Origin of the sequence: Streptomyces sp. NPDC001890 (assembly GCF_042891445.1) — a bacterium.
Taxonomy (GTDB): domain Bacteria; phylum Actinomycetota; class Actinomycetes; order Streptomycetales; family Streptomycetaceae; genus Streptomyces.
Window position 1 is genome coordinate 592,352 of the sequence record NZ_JBIATE010000003.1, and the last position, 13,978, is coordinate 606,329.

The following is a 13,978-nucleotide window of genomic DNA, read 5'->3' on the forward strand; positions in this document are numbered from 1 at the left end:
CCCACAATGGGAGTCGATCGTGGAATCCGGATCGACGAGCAGCGACCGGCACCAAAGCCACCGGCACCAGAGCCACCGGCAACGAAGCGGCCGGCGACAACAAGCAGCGACGAGCAGGAAGGGCGGTGACGCATGACCGTATGGGACGACCTGGTCGGCCAGGACCGGGTGCAGGAGCAGCTCGGCGCCGCCGCCCGCGACGCCGATGAGCTGGTCACCGCCCAGGCGGCGGGGGAGCCGGTCCCCCCGGGGTCGAAGATGACCCACGCCTGGCTGTTCACGGGGCCCCCGGGCTCGGGCCGTTCCACCGCCGCCAGGGCCTTCGCCGCCGCCCTCCAGTGCACCAGCCCCGATCGCGCCCTGGGCGGAGCACCAGGCTGCGGCTTCTGCGACGGCTGCCACACCAGCCTCATCGGTACGCACGCCGACGTCGAGGTGGTCCGTACGGATCTGCTCTCCATCGGTGTGAAGGAGACCCGCGAGCTGGTCCGCCGCGCCCAGCTCTCCCCGGCCGTCGGCCGCTGGCAGGTCATCGTCCTGGAGGACGCCGACCGCCTCACCGAAGGCGCGGGGAACGTGCTGCTGAAGGCGGTCGAGGAGCCCGCGCCCCGTACGGTGTGGCTGCTCTGCGCGCCCTCCCTCGAAGACGTGCTGCCCACCATCCGCTCCCGCTGCCGTCACCTCACGCTGCGTACGCCCCCGGTCGACGCGGTCGCCGACGTACTGATCAGACGCGACGGCATCGACCCGGAGCGGGCCGCGTCCGCCGCCCGGGCCACGCAGGGCCACATCGGCAGGGCCCGCCGCCTCGCCACCGACGAGCGGGCCCGCTCGCGCCGTGCCGCCGTGCTCAAGCTCCCGTTGCGGGTCGAGGACATCGGGGGCTGCCTCAAGGCCGCCCAGGAGCTGATCGACACCGCCACCGACGACGCCAAGCAGGTCTCCGAGGAGGTCGACGCCAAGGAGACGGAAGAGATGAAGGCCGCGCTCGGCGCCGCCGCCGGAGGACGGCTGCCGCGTGGCACCGCAGGGGTGATGAAGGAGCTGGAGGACCGGCAGAAGCGCCGCAAGACGCGTACGCAGCGCGACAGCCTCGATCTGGCGCTCACCGATCTGACCGGCTTCTACCGCGACGTCCTGGCCATCCAGCTGGGCTCGCGGATCGCCATCGCCAACGCGGACGCGGAGGACGCGCTCGACCGGATCGCCCGCTCCTCCACACCCGAGCGCACCCTGCGCCGGATAGAGGCGGTGATCGCCTGCCGCCGGGCGCTGGACCGCAATGTGGCGCCGCTGCTCGCGGTGGAGGCGATGACGATGGCCCTGCGCGCGGGCTGACGCCATGGCGGGGGCGCGGCTGCCCACCCATGGGCGCCGCCCCGGTCCGCCCGAACGCATCCGCACCCACCGGCCCCATCCTTCGTTCACGATCGCTCATTCATGATCGTGCGTTCACTCGTCCGGGGAGCGAATCGGGCGAGTCGGCACAGGACGGCTACGCTCCGAGGATGAACACCAGGCGCTCGCTCCGTATCCTCGCCACCACGCTCGGCGCGGCCGGCCTTCTCATCTCCGGCTGCACCAGCGGCAGTTCGACGAGCGCCTCGCCGTCCACAGCGCCCGCGGCGTCCGCGTCGGCCGTCCCCGAAGCGCTCAAGCCGTACTACGCGCAGCAGCTGAAGTGGCGGGACTGCGGCGTCGAGGGCTTCCAGTGCACCACGATGACGGCCCCGCTGGACTACAGGAATCCGGACAGTGGCGACATCAGGCTGGCCGTCTCCCGCAAGAAGGCCACCGGCCCCGGTGAGCGGATCGGTTCTCTCCTGGTGAACCCGGGCGGACCCGGCGGTTCCGCGATCGAATACCTGCAGAGTTACGCGGGCGTCGGCTACCCGGCCCAGGTCCGGGCCCGGTACGACATGGTCGCCATCGACCCGCGCGGGGTGGCCCGCAGCGAGCCCGTCGTATGCCTCACCGGTCCGCAGATGGACAACTACACCCAGGTCGACCAGACCCCGGACGACGCGGCCGAGGTCACCGAGCTGGGCGGCGCGTTCCAGCAGTTCGCGAGCGGCTGCGAGGAGCGCTCCGGCGAGATTTTGCCCCATGTCTCCACCGTCGAGACCGCCCGCGACATGGACATGCTGCGAGCCCTGCTCGGCGACGAGAAGTTGAACTACGTCGGGGCGTCGTACGGCACCTTCCTCGGAGCGACGTACGCGGGGCTCTTCCCCGCCCGGGTCGGCCGTCTGGTCCTCGACGGTGCGATGGACCCCTCGCTGGACGCCGTCGAGCTGAACCGCGACCAGACCGCGGGCTTCGAGACCGCGTTCCAGGCCTTCGCCGCCGACTGCGTGAAGAAGGCGGACTGCCCGCTCGGCACCACCTCGACCGCAGATGCGGCCACCCGCCTGAAGCGGCTCTTCGCGGACCTCGACGCCCGGCCCATCGCCACCGGTGACTCCCGCAGGCTCACCGAATCCCTGGGCACCACCGGGGTCATCGCCGCCATGTACGACGAGTCGGCCTGGCCCCAGCTCCGCGAGGCCCTCGCCGGCGCCCAGAAGGGCGACGGATCCGGCCTCCTGGCCCTGTCGGACAGCTACTACGAGCGCCAGCCGAACGGCACGTACGCCAACCTCATGTTCGCCAACGCCGCCGTGAACTGCCTGGACCAGCCGCCCGCCTTCGCCGACGCCGAGGCCGTCACCCGGGCCGTTCCCAGCTTCGAGAAGGCTTCCCCGGTCTTCGGCAAGGCCTTCGCCTGGGCCGCCCTGAACTGCGCCGACTGGCCGGTCCCGCCCACCGGCACCCCCCACCGCATCGAGGCGAAGGGCGCCGCCCCGATCGTCGTGGTCGGCACGACCCGCGACCCCGCCACCCCGTACAAGTGGGCCGAGTCCCTCGCCGACCAGCTCTCCTCCGGCACCCTTCTCACCTATCAGGGCGACGGCCACACGGCGTACGGCCGCGGCAGCGGCTGCATCGACACCGCGATCAACACCTATCTCCTGGAAGGCACCCCGCCCGCCGAGGACAAGAAGTGCTCCTGACCACCCCACCTCGCCCCCGGCCCCGCCACTGACCTGCGAAAACGGCTCAGGGAGAGGCTGGTACGGAGCACCCCCGGAAACTGTGTAGACTTGGCGACGCTGCTGATCGCACCATGGTGCGACAGGGCGCGCCGCCTTAGCTCAGTTGGCCAGAGCAACGCACTCGTAATGCGTAGGTCTCGGGTTCGAATCCCGAAGGCGGCTCCATGGGAAACCGCAGGTCGATTATCCGACCTGCGGTTTCTTTGTTTTCCTGGCCTTGGGGCGTGTGCGGCGTGGGCTTGGCGAACCGCCTCTGACGAAGGGACCAGCCCCGCCGGGGGACGTACGGAGCTGGTCGTCCCGGGGCGCTGGGCGAGCCGGTTTCCGGATCTCGACGGCCGTCAGGTGCGCTGTGTGCGCGGCAGCTTCAGTGCGGCGAGGCCGCTGATCAAGGCCCCGGTCACCACGAGCATCGCGGTCACGAAGAAGGCGTGTGCCGACGGGTTCGTCGTGCTGTTGTCGGCGGCGCTCAGATACACACTGCCGTAGGCGGCGATGCCGAGCACCTGGGCGATCTGGGCTGCGGTGGTCATCACTCCGCTGGCGTCCGCCGCGTCCGCCGGGGCGACCTTGGCCAAGGACACCGTCAGCAGCGGGCTGGTGACGTATCCCATGCCGATGCCGACGACGAGCTGCAGCACCGACAGCACGACGCCGTCATGCCCGCCGGAGCGCATGGTGAAGCCGATGCCCATATGCCCGACGGCCGCGACCACGCAGGCGGTGGCGATCATCGTCCGGTGCAGCCGCTCCGGCACCTTCTGCCAGGTGAGGCTGCCGGTTGCGACACCGATGGCCAGCGGCGCGAAGGTCAGGCCGGTACGTGTCGCGGACTCACCGAGCCCCGACTGCATGTGCTGGGAGAAGGAGAAGAGGAAACCCGCGTAACCGGCCATCGCGAAGAACAGGGAGGAGGCCCCGGGCAGCAGACCGGGCGTCTTCAACACCCTGCCGGGCACCAAGGGCGCGCCGCCGCGGGCGGCGGCCGCGCGCTCGACCCGGGCGAACACGAGGAGCATCGGGACCGACGCCACGAGGGAGATCCGCGTCCACAGCGGCCAGTGCTGGTCGTGTCCCATGACCAAGGGCACGACCAGCAGGAGCAGCGTCGCGCTGAGCGTGATCAGGCCGGGGACGTCCAAGCCCTTGGGGGTTGTCGGTTTGCCCTGCGGCAGCAGCCGCAACCCGGCGGACATCAGCACCACACCGATCGGCACATTGATCAGGAACACCGGGCGCCAGCCGCTGCCGAACAGGTCCGCGCTGACCAACAGTCCGCCGGCGACCTGACCGACCACCACACCGAGGCCGATGGTCGCCGCGTACAGGCTCAGCGCCCGGGCTCGGGCGGCTCCCTGGAACCTGAGCTGAATCAGGCTGTAGATCTGTGGCATCAGCATCGCGGCGCCGACGCCCTGCACCACTCGGGCACAGATCAGCACCGCCGAGCCGGGCGCCAGACCGCAGGCGAGCGAGGCCGCGGTGAAGGTGAGCAACCCGAACAGAAAGACAGTCCGATACCCGTTGCGCGCACCGAAACGGGCGCCGGTCACCAGAAGCGTTGCATACGCGATCGTGTAGCCGGCGACGATCAGCTGGAGCGCCGAGCCGGTGGTGTCGAGGTCGGCGCGGATGGTCGGGGTCGCGACGTTGACGATGGTCGAGTCGAGCAGAGCCATGAAGACCGCGCCCAGCATGACCACCAGGATCAGGTTGTTGTGGCGCCGCTCCGCAGCGGGCTCCGTGGGCTCCGCGGGCTCCGCGGCCTTCGGGACGGTCGCGGTCGGTGGCGCGGTGACCGGCCGGTTCTCTGTCGTCTCACTCATGCGGCCCATGGTTTCGGCAGCCCTGTCGGGGTACCAGATATCCAGTTGTCCCGGTACTGGGGGTATCCGGCTACGTCGCGAGGGCCTCCGCCAGACTGAGGCGGTGACTCCCCGAGACCCTCACCCCGTGAACAGTCCCGGCAGTGGCGTCGGCGACGACCCCAGTGGCAGCGAGGTTCGACGGCGCGCCGAACTGGGCGCCTTCCTCAGACTCCGTCGCGAACGCATCACCCCTGATGACGTGGGTCTCGACCCCGGAACCCGGCGCCGCACACCGGGGTTGCGCCGTGAGGAGGTTGCACAGCTGTCCGGGATCGGGGTCGCCTGGTACACCTGGCTGGAGCAAGGACGACGGATCAACCCCAGCGTCCAGGTGCTCGGCGCCATTGCCCGCACACTGCGGCTCGACCGGACGGAGCGAGAGCATCTGTATCGGCTGGCCGACGTCCCCGGGGTGCCCGTGGATTCATCGGCCAGGCATCTTCGGACGCCGGAGAATCAGATCATCCTGGATGCCTTGACCCCGTTTCCGGCGAGCATCGTGAGTGCTCGCTATGACGTGGTCGCCTTCAACGAGGCGTACGCCGCGCTCGATCCGGCGATCGTGCTGAGGCCCCCGCAGGAACGGAACATCCTGTGGCATCTGTTCACTGTCGACGAGCATTTGCAACCGCTCGTCGCATGGGAGCAGGAGACCGCGTTCATGGTCGCTCAGCTGCGGGCCGAGTCGGGCCGCCGACTGGGCGACCCGCACTGGACCGGCTTCGTCCAGCAGCTCTCCGCGGCCAGTTCACGCTTCGCGGAGATGTGGGCCAGACACGAGGTCGCCGCATCGGACACCCGCCGCAAGTCGTTCTGGACGGTCGACGGCGACCTGCTCGGAGTGACAGCGACCGCGTTTGCGGTGGCGGCCGCGCCCGACACCAGGATGTGCGTTCATACGCCCGTGGACGAAACCACCGAGCGACGTCTCGGCGAACTCGTCGCACGCTACAGGGAACTGGGCCCCGCGGAAATGCTGAGGCGAGGCGCTCGCACCGGTGGCGGCCGGCAGCCCGCTCGTTGACGCCCTCGGCGGCACCGTCCGGCTCCGGCCGAGATGATCTCGCAGGCCGACGGGGCCCGCGCCGCCGAGTGCGGGGTCCGCGGGCGTTCCCCGGACACCGCCCCGGCCTACGGGCGCGGGTGGGTGGCCCGGAGGAAGCGGGCGCCCCATTCGTGGACGTGTGCGATGAACTCCGGTGGCCCGAGGACCTCGAACTCGGCTCCCATGTTGCCCAGGGCCTGGGCCGGCCAGTCGAGGGAGGTGGAGGACAGGGTGAGGCGGCAACTGGTGTCGTCGAGCGGCTCGATCGTGCCCCACTGCCCTACCGTCCGCCGGATCCGTTCGGCGGGCGCGTGGACCAGGACCTCGACCCGGTACGGGGCGGGGGCGCCGTTCGTCGTCCGGACGAAGGCCGCGGCGTCATCGGCCGGGAGCGGGCGGGGCCGGAAGCGGGTGCCGGTCGCCGTCGGGCCGGTCAGCCGGTCGAGGCGGAAGCTGCGCCAGTCGTGCCGGTGCAGGTCGTAGGCGACCAGGTACCAGCGGCCGGCGTCGGCGACTACGCGGTGCGGCTCGACCTCGCGTTCGGTCGGTGCCGAGCCTCTGGCCGTATAACCGAACCGCAGTCGTTCCTCGTCCCGGCAGGCCTGGGCGATCGTGGTGAGCACCCCTGCCGCGACGACCGGACCGGGCGCGGAGGCGGAGACGGTCATCGCTCCCAGGGCGTCCACCCTGGCCCGCAGCCGGGGCGGCAGGACCCGTACCACCTTGGTCAGCGCCCGCAGGGACGCCTCCTCCATCCCCGCGATCCCGCTCCGTGCGGCGTCGCCGATGCCGACGGCGAGAGCCACCGCCTCCTCGTCGTCCAGCAGCAGCGGCGGCAGTACGGCGCCGGGGGCGAGCTGGTAGCCGCCGTCCGTGCCCCGGGCGGCGCTGACCGGGTAGCCGAGCTCGCGCAGCCGGTCGATGTCGCGGCGCAGGGTCCGCTCGGACACCCCGAGCCGGCCGGCCAGTTCGAGGCCGGGCCAGTGGCGGTGGGTCTGCAGCAGCGAGAGCAGTCTGAGCGTCCGTGAGCTGGTGTTCGCCATGCCGGGATCCTCTCCCGGGTTCAGGACGGAAAGTGGCCGGAAGGGTTTCTAGGGTCGATTCCGAAGGCCGAACCGGACCGACGTGAGGACCAGGAAATGATCACCCGTGAGATCCAGCTGACAGCTCAGATCACCGGCGCCCCCAACGCCGGGCACTTCACCGTCGCCAAGACGGAGGTGGACGGCGAGGTCCTGGTGCGGACCGATCAGGTGGGGCTCGCCGCGACGTATCTGGAGCTGATGCGGGCCGACTGCACCATCCCGGTGCCCGCCTGGGAGCCCGGCCGGCGGGTGGGGGTCGCCGCCATCGGCACGGTCGTCCGGTCCGACAGCCCCGAGCTCGCGGTCGGTGACCTGGTCCAGTCGATGACCGGCTGGAGCGAGTACTCGGCGGGTCCGGCCGCCGGGTACGTCAAGCTCGACCGCGGGCTCTTCCCCGACCCCGGCCACCACCTCGGCCAGGGGCCGACCGCGTACTACGGGATGGCCGACGTGGCGGGCGTGGGCGAGGGCGACGTGGTGTTCGTCTCCGGGGCGGCGGGCGGGGTCGGCTCGCTGGCCGGGCAGATCGCCAGGTGTCTCGGGGCGGCGCGGGTGATCGGCAGCGCCGGGAGCCCGGAGAAGGCCGACTACCTGGTGAACGAGCTCGGTTACGACGCGGCGTTCGACTACCACGACGGCTCCCCGGCGGACCGGCTGAGGGAGCTCGCGCCCGACGGCATCACGGTGTTCTTCGACGTCGTGGGCGGCGAGCAGTACGACGCCGCGTTGCGGGCGGCCCGGCCCGGGGCGCGGTTCGCGCTGTGCGGCTCGCTGTCGAGCCAGCTCGGTGACGCGGCGGAGCGCTTCCCGAAGCCGGACGGCGCGGCGGCCGAGGCCAGGGGCGTGGAGCTGCTGCCGTTCTCCTGCCACCACACGCCCGATCAGATCGCGGCCTGGCGGGAGCACTTCCGTACCTGGCTGGACGCGGGCCGGTTCGTCTACCCGCAGACGGTGGTCGAGGGCGGGATCGAGGACGTGCCGGCGGCGTTCCTGGCCCTGCTCCAGGGTGCCTACCGGGGCAATGTGTCGGTGCGGCTGTCGTGACCACGCTCTCCCTCCGGGCCCTGAACCGGGCGTTGATGGACCGCCAGTTCCTGCTGGCCCGTACCGATCGCACCGTGCTGGAGGTGATCGGACGGCTGGTCGCGCTCCAGGCGCAGGAGCCCAACTGGGCCTACGTGGGGCTGTGGAGCAGGATCCACGGCTTCACGCAGCCGCAGCTCACCGCGTTGCTGGAGGACCGGCAGGTGGTCCGCTCCGGACTGCTCCGCTCCACCCAGCACCTCGCCACGGCCGAAGACTTCCGTCGGCTGCGGCCGCTGCTGCAGCCCGTGCTCGACCGCACCGCCGCCTCGCCGCACTTCACCCGGAACAGCTCCGGCCTGGACCCGGCGTCCCTGGTGGCCGAGGCGCTCGGCCTGCTGGCGGGCGGAACCCTGTCGCGCAAGGAGCTGGCCCGGCGGCTGGCCGAACGCCATCCGGGCCGCGACGGGCGGATCCTGGCCGGGCAGGTGGAGCTGAGCACCCCGCTCGTCCATGGCGCGGCCACCGGCGCGTGGGGCTCCTGGGGCAACCGGTCGGCGGTCTCCGTCACGCCCGCCGAGGTCTGGCTGGGCCGGCCGATGGTGGCCGTGGCGACGCCGGTGGCCACGGCGACGGCGGCTTCCGCGGCTTCTGAGGCTTCTGAGGCTTCCGCCACTTCCGCCCGGGAAGCGGCGAAGGGGCTGATCCGCCGCTATCTGGCCGGCTTCGGCCCGGCCGGGGTGAAGGACGTACAGGCATGGTGCGGGCTGACCCGCCTGGGCGAGGTCGTCGCGGAGATGGACGGCGAACTACGCCGTCACCGGGACCCCGACGGCCGGGAGCTGTTCGATCTGGCCGACGCGGAGCTGCCCGACCCCGAAACCCCCGCCCCGGTGCGGCTGCTGCCGGCCTTCGACAACGTCCTGCTCGGCCATGCCGACCGCACCCGGGTCATCGGCGACGAGGACCGCGCACATGTGATGCCCGGCCAGGCGCGGGTGCGGCCGGCCTTCCTGGTCGATGGCCGGGTGCACGGAACGTGGTCCCTCGACGCGGGCACGCTGCGGCTCGCTCCGCTCCGGCCGCTGTCCGCGACCGACCGGGCGGCCCTGGAGGAGGAGGCGGAGCGGCTGCTGCCGTTCGTGGGAGGCACGGCGGTGCACTGCGGCGAGGCGGTGGGGAGCCGGTCGTCCTGAGACGCGCCTGCGATGCGGTGGCGGTGGCCTCCGTCCGTGCGTCCCCGCCGCCGCGGGCCTACGCTGCTTGTGGAGTTCTGTTCTCTCGTGACGGGAGTCGGCCCATGACGCGTTCGCACGTCCGACCGCGCAGGGGGGCCGCAGCCGTGGTGGCGGCAGGGTTGCTGGTTGTCACGGTGCCGGTGGGGAGTGCCTGGCCGGAGGAGACTCCGTCACCCTCCGTGTCCGTGTCGTCCGCGTCGCCCTCCGAGGAATTTCCGCCGCTCACCCCCGCCGTGGCCGGGCAGCTGGACCGGGCGGTCCAGCAGGTCATGCGCGATGCGCGGGTGCCCGGTGTCTCGGTCGGGCTGTGGGTTCCGGGGAAGGGGAGCTACGTCCGGGCCTTCGGGGTCGCCGACAAGAGTTCGGGGGCACCCATGTCGACCGGCCTCAACATGCGGGTCGGCAGCGTGACCAAGACGTTCACGGTGACGGCGCTACTCACCCTGGTCGACCGGGGCGAGGTCGGGCTGGACGATCCGATCGGGAAGTACGTGAAGGGGGTCCCCGGCGGGGACCGGATCACCTTGCGCGAGCTGGCGGGGATGCGCAGCGGGCTCTTCAACTACTCCATGGATCCCGGCTTCTTCAAGGCGCTGACGAGCGATCCGCAACGGCACTTCACACCGCAGGAGCTGCTGGACTACTCCTTCAGGCACCCCTTGCAGTTCCAGCCGGGCGAGAAGTTCGAGTACTCCAACACCAACGCGATTCTGCTGGGGCTCGTGGTGGAGAAGGTGAGCGGCCGCTCGCTGGCGGACTATCTCGAACGGAACGTCTTCGAACCGGCGGGCATGAACCACACGTTCCTGCCCCGGACCGCGGCGTTCCCCGCCCCGCACGCCCAGGGGTACACCGACCAGACGGCGACCGGCAGGACCGAGAACGCCACGTACTGGGACCCCTCCTGGGCCTGGGCCGCCGGAGGCGCGATCTCCGACCAGCGGGACCTGCGGATCTGGGCCCGGGTGCTCGCCACCGGCACGCTGCTCAGCCCGGCCACCCAGGCCGAGCGGCTGCGGACGGCCCCCAGCGGTCTGCCGGACACCGGCTACGGCCTGGGCATCTTCGACGCCCACGGCTGGATCGGGCACAACGGCTCGCTGCCGGGGTACGAAGCCCTGGTCGTCTACCTGCCGGAGGCGAAGGCGACCCTGGTCGTGCTCCTCAACACGGACACCGATCACCGGGGTTCGGAGCCGAGCACCCTCTTCGGTGAGGCGATCACCCGTGTCGTGACCCCGCAGCACGTCTATTCGCTGCCGGCCCAGCCCGCCGCGAAATAGGCCGGGCGAAGCAGGCCGGGCGAAGTGAGCCGGGCGGAGTGAGGCGGGCGAAGTGAGCCGGGCGGCGGGGGCGGTTCTCAGGCCGTCAGCTCCGTGATCAGGGTGGTGGCCGCGCCGATGAGGGCCACCTCGTGCGGGCTCATCGTCGGGTTGGCGGTGCGTCGCGAGGCGGCCTCGGCCAGGTGGCGGGCCGGGATGCCGCCGGACGCGGAGAGGTGCGGCAGCAGGGCTTCCAGCAGGGAGCGGGCGTCGGCCGACGCGGGGGAGCGGGGGTCGACCGCCACCTGGGCCAGGATCAGGGACGACATGGCCCGGTCCGCGGCCGGGACGCCCTCCTGGGTGTTGCCCCAGTCGATCACCACCGGACCCCGGTCCGTCAGCATCACGTTGTCGGGGTGCAGGTCCAGGTGGAGGATCCGGTCCTCGGGGTCCGGGGAGAGCCGGGCCGGGACGGTGTGGAGTTCGGCGAGGAGGCCGGCCAGCATGGCCGCCGCCTCGGCCGTCGGCAGCTCACCGGCCAGCATGGAGTCCAGCATCGTCGGGCCGGTGAGGCGTTGCAGCATCAGGTCGCAGGGGGGCGTCTTCGCGTTCCGGGGGCCCAGGCGGGGGACCGGGAAGCCGTGCGCGCCCAGGTAGGACATGACCATCCACTCGTGGGTGGCGTCCATGCCGTCGCGGTAACGGCGCAGGACCCACTTCTCGTCGAGTGCGTACACATCGGCGGACCGTCCCGCACCCAGTAGCTCACCAATTCGCATGAGGCGAACCTACGGGGGCGGACGCCTGGTGTGGGGGCGCGGTGGGCGATACGGGGCCGACAGCGCCGGTCAGGGGCCCCATAACGCGAAGTGAGGGGGCGGACGGGATCTCCTGGGGATGACGTGTACGCGGCTACCTTGACGTCAATTCCCCCGAAGTCAAGGAGAGTTCCGTGGAGAGCTCCATGCTCCGCAGACGTGCCCTGGCCGCGTGTACCGCCACCGTGGCCGTCGGCGCGCTCGCGCTGGCCGGTCTGACCGGCAGCGCGTCCGCCGATCCGGCCCCTCAGCTCCGCACCCCCACCGCCACGTGGACCGGGCAGCTCTCGCCCGGTCTGCTGAAGGCCATGCAGCGCGACCTCGGACTGACCGCCGACGAGGCGCGCGACCGGATCGGTCACGAGAGCCGGGCGGCGGCCGTCGCCGCCGGGCTGCGGCACTCCCTCGGCGCGGACTTCGCCGGGGCCAGGGTGAGCGGTGCCGACGCGGCCCTGACCGTGGCCACCACCGACGCCGCGGACGCCGCCCGGATCCGCGAGGCCGGTGCCCGGCCGGTGATCGTCGAGCACGGCCAGGCCGAACTCGACGCCGCCAAGGTCGCGTTGGACCGGGTGGCGCTGCGCAAGGCCCCCACAGGCGTGCCCGTCTGGTACGTCGACGTGGCCACCAACCGGGTCGTCGTGCAGGCCGCCCGTACCGCCGCCGCCGACCGGTTCCTCGCGGACGCGGGGGTGTCACGCGATGTAGTGACGGTGCGTCAGTCGGCTGAGCGGCCCCGTACGTTCGCCGATCTCCGGGGCGGTGACGCCTACTACATGAACGGTTCGGGGCGCTGCTCCATAGGTTTCCCCGTCAAGCGCGGCAGCAGCCAGTCCGGCTTCGTCAGCGCCGGCCACTGCGGAACGCCCGGGGTCAGCACCAGCGGGTACAACCAGCAGGCGCAGGGCTCCTTCCAGGGCTCCACCTTCCCCGGTCGCGACTACTCCTGGGTCGCCACCAACACCAGCTGGACGCCGCGCGCCCTGGTGAACGGGTACGGCAACGGCGATGTGACGGTCACGGGATCCACCGAGGCGCTGGAGGGTTCGTCGGTCTGCCGCTCCGGCTCGACGACCGGCTGGCACTGCGGGACGGTCCAGCAGCGCAACACCAGCGTCACCTACCAGGAGGGCACCGTCTCCGGTGTCACCCGCACCAACGTGTGCGCCGAACCCGGTGACTCCGGCGGTTCGTTCATCTCGGGCAGCCAGGCGCAGGGCGTCACCTCCGGCGGCTCCGGCAACTGCTCCCAGGGCGGTACGACGTACTTCCAGCCGGTGAACCCGGCGCTCCAGGCGTACGGACTCACCCTGGTCACCAGCGGCACCCCGACCGACCCGCCCACCGATCCGCCGACCGAGCCGGGCGGCACCTGGGCGGCCGGTACGACGTACGCGGCGGGCGATGTCGTGACGTACGGCTCCGACAGCTACCGCTGCCTCCAGCCGCATCAGGCGCAGCCCGGCTGGACGCCGCCGAACGTGCCGGCTCTCTGGCAGCGCGTCTGACAGCCCTCCGCGCAGCCCCGGCCGTCCCGTGATCCCGGCAGGTCCGTGATCCACGGCCGGCCCGGCGGCTCCGGCGGGGCCGCCACGCATACCGCGCCCGCCCGGCCTCAACTCCACGCCTCCCGGCCGGGCGGCGCGCGTCTCCCGCCCCCGCTCCGTGTCATGCACGTGCCCTTCCCCCACCCCGAGGAATCAGCCATGACCCCAGAACCGACCGAAGGCCCCGGCGGCGACCGCCGGATGAGCCGCAAGACCCTGCTCAAGGCGGCGCTCGTCGCCGGGACCGTTCCGCTGCTCGCGGGCGGCGGCGTCGCGCTGGCCCGCGACGCCGGCTCCGGTGGCCGGCCGCCGGCCCTCACACCGAACTGCGACGACGGCGACGGCCCGACCCACGAGCAGATCGAGGGGCCCTACTTCAAGCCCAACTCCCCGCTCCGCACCAGCCTGGTGACCGGCAGCACGCCCGGCGTGCCGCTGACCGTGAGCGGCTATGTCTTCGGGCGGGCCTGCAAGCCCATCCCCGGAACGCTGCTGGACTTCTGGCAGGCCGACACCAACGGCGCGTACGACATGAGCGGATTCGCCTTCCGCGGGCACCAGTTCACCGACCAGTCGGGGGCCTTCAGCCTGACCACGATCGTGCCGGGGCTGTACCCGGGGCGCACGCGCCACATCCACGTCAAGGTCCAGGCGCCCGGCTCGGGCATCCTGACCACGCAGCTGTACTTCCCCGACGAACCGCGCAACAACACCGACTCGATCTTCGACCCGGCGCTCCTGATGAACGTCCGGGAGATCGGCTCGGGGCGGGAGGGCACGTTCGACTTCGTCCTCGACGTCGACCAGGGCCCGACCGATCCGCCCACCGATCCGCCGACCGACCCGCCCGGCTCCACCTGGGCGGCCGGAACGCTCTACAGCGCGGGAGACCGCGTCACGTACGGCGGGGTCGCGTACCGCTGTCTGCAGGCGCACTCGGCGATGGCCGGCTGGGAACCGCCGAACGTCCCCGCGCTGTGGGAACGCGGGTAGACAC

Annotated in this window: 11 protein-coding genes and 1 tRNA gene; 9 read left to right on the forward strand and 3 right to left on the reverse strand. The window is 71.8% G+C overall.

Annotation, left to right across the window (positions count from 1 at the left end):
- Positions 1-132: 132 nt before the first annotated feature.
- From ACFYY1_RS14055 to ACFYY1_RS14065, 3 genes are all read left to right on the forward strand, one after another.
- A complete protein-coding gene (locus tag ACFYY1_RS14055) occupies positions 133-1,338 on the forward strand; it encodes a DNA polymerase III subunit delta' (protein WP_388584439.1) in 1,206 nt (401 codons plus the stop codon).
- A 170-nt stretch (positions 1,339-1,508) separates the two neighbouring features.
- On the forward strand, positions 1,509-3,053 hold the full coding sequence (locus ACFYY1_RS14060) for an alpha/beta hydrolase (protein WP_388584442.1): 1,545 nt from the start codon (positions 1,509-1,511) through the stop codon (positions 3,051-3,053).
- A gap of 130 nt (positions 3,054-3,183) precedes the next feature.
- A tRNA-Thr gene (locus ACFYY1_RS14065) sits at positions 3,184-3,260 on the forward strand.
- Between the two features lie 176 nt (positions 3,261-3,436).
- On the opposite strand, the gene ACFYY1_RS14070 is transcribed toward ACFYY1_RS14065, so the two are convergent.
- Positions 3,437-4,921, reverse strand: coding sequence for an MFS transporter (locus ACFYY1_RS14070; protein ID WP_388584445.1), 1,485 nt, complete (start codon positions 4,919-4,921; stop codon positions 3,437-3,439).
- Positions 4,922-5,048: 127 nt separating this feature from the next.
- Between ACFYY1_RS14070 and ACFYY1_RS14075 the strand changes: the two genes are divergently transcribed.
- The gene (locus ACFYY1_RS14075) at positions 5,049-5,987 is read left to right on the forward strand and encodes a helix-turn-helix transcriptional regulator (RefSeq protein WP_388584448.1); all 939 of its coding nucleotides are present in this window, start codon (positions 5,049-5,051) and stop codon (positions 5,985-5,987) included.
- 107 nt (positions 5,988-6,094) lie between these two features.
- Here ACFYY1_RS14075 and ACFYY1_RS14080 read toward each other — a convergent pair whose 3' ends face one another.
- Complete coding sequence (locus ACFYY1_RS14080) at positions 6,095-7,051, reverse strand: helix-turn-helix transcriptional regulator (protein WP_388584450.1); 957 nt, start codon at positions 7,049-7,051, stop codon at positions 6,095-6,097.
- Between the two features lie 96 nt (positions 7,052-7,147).
- On the opposite strand from ACFYY1_RS14080, the gene ACFYY1_RS14085 reads away from it, so the two are divergent.
- The 3 genes from ACFYY1_RS14085 to ACFYY1_RS14095 all read left to right on the forward strand — a co-directional run bounded on the left by ACFYY1_RS14085 (position 7,148) and on the right by ACFYY1_RS14095 (position 10,637).
- Positions 7,148-8,137: a zinc-binding dehydrogenase gene (locus ACFYY1_RS14085; protein ID WP_388584452.1), complete on the forward strand. Its 990-nt coding sequence runs from the start codon at positions 7,148-7,150 to the stop codon at positions 8,135-8,137.
- Positions 8,134-9,312: a winged helix DNA-binding domain-containing protein gene (locus ACFYY1_RS14090; protein WP_388584454.1), complete on the forward strand. Its 1,179-nt coding sequence runs from the start codon at positions 8,134-8,136 to the stop codon at positions 9,310-9,312. Before ACFYY1_RS14085 ends, ACFYY1_RS14090 begins: the two co-directional genes overlap by 4 nt.
- A gap of 104 nt (positions 9,313-9,416) precedes the next feature.
- Complete coding sequence (locus ACFYY1_RS14095) at positions 9,417-10,637, forward strand: serine hydrolase domain-containing protein (RefSeq protein ID WP_388584457.1); 1,221 nt, start codon at positions 9,417-9,419, stop codon at positions 10,635-10,637.
- A gap of 77 nt (positions 10,638-10,714) precedes the next feature.
- Here ACFYY1_RS14095 and ACFYY1_RS14100 read toward each other — a convergent pair whose 3' ends face one another.
- Complete coding sequence (locus tag ACFYY1_RS14100) at positions 10,715-11,395, reverse strand: phosphotransferase (protein ID WP_388584460.1); 681 nt, start codon at positions 11,393-11,395, stop codon at positions 10,715-10,717.
- A 185-nt stretch (positions 11,396-11,580) separates the two neighbouring features.
- Between ACFYY1_RS14100 and ACFYY1_RS14105 the strand changes: the two genes are divergently transcribed.
- Complete coding sequence (locus tag ACFYY1_RS14105) at positions 11,581-12,942, forward strand: alpha-lytic protease prodomain-containing protein (RefSeq protein ID WP_388584721.1); 1,362 nt, start codon at positions 11,581-11,583, stop codon at positions 12,940-12,942.
- A 198-nt stretch (positions 12,943-13,140) separates the two neighbouring features.
- Positions 13,141-13,974: a carbohydrate-binding protein gene (locus ACFYY1_RS14110; RefSeq protein WP_388584463.1), complete on the forward strand. Its 834-nt coding sequence runs from the start codon at positions 13,141-13,143 to the stop codon at positions 13,972-13,974.
- The last annotated feature ends 4 nt before the right edge of the window (positions 13,975-13,978 follow it).

Bases quoted from the DNA above. Each gene is read 5' to 3' on its own strand.
- ACFYY1_RS14080 (WP_388584450.1), bottom strand. From the start codon at position 7,051: ATGGCGAACACCAGCTCACGGACGCTCAGACTGCTCTCGCTGCTGCAG.
- ACFYY1_RS14070 (WP_388584445.1), bottom strand. From the start codon at position 4,921: ATGAGTGAGACGACAGAGAACCGGCCGGTCACCGCGCCACCGACCGCG.
- ACFYY1_RS14105 (WP_388584721.1), top strand. From the start codon at position 11,581: ATGCTCCGCAGACGTGCCCTGGCCGCGTGTACCGCCACCGTGGCCGTC.
- ACFYY1_RS14095 (WP_388584457.1), top strand. From the start codon at position 9,417: ATGACGCGTTCGCACGTCCGACCGCGCAGGGGGGCCGCAGCCGTGGTG.
- ACFYY1_RS14055 (WP_388584439.1), top strand. From the start codon at position 133: ATGACCGTATGGGACGACCTGGTCGGCCAGGACCGGGTGCAGGAGCAG.
- ACFYY1_RS14100 (WP_388584460.1), bottom strand. From the start codon at position 11,395: ATGCGAATTGGTGAGCTACTGGGTGCGGGACGGTCCGCCGATGTGTAC.
- ACFYY1_RS14110 (WP_388584463.1), top strand. From the start codon at position 13,141: ATGACCCCAGAACCGACCGAAGGCCCCGGCGGCGACCGCCGGATGAGC.
- ACFYY1_RS14085 (WP_388584452.1), top strand. From the start codon at position 7,148: ATGATCACCCGTGAGATCCAGCTGACAGCTCAGATCACCGGCGCCCCC.
- ACFYY1_RS14060 (WP_388584442.1), top strand. From the start codon at position 1,509: ATGAACACCAGGCGCTCGCTCCGTATCCTCGCCACCACGCTCGGCGCG.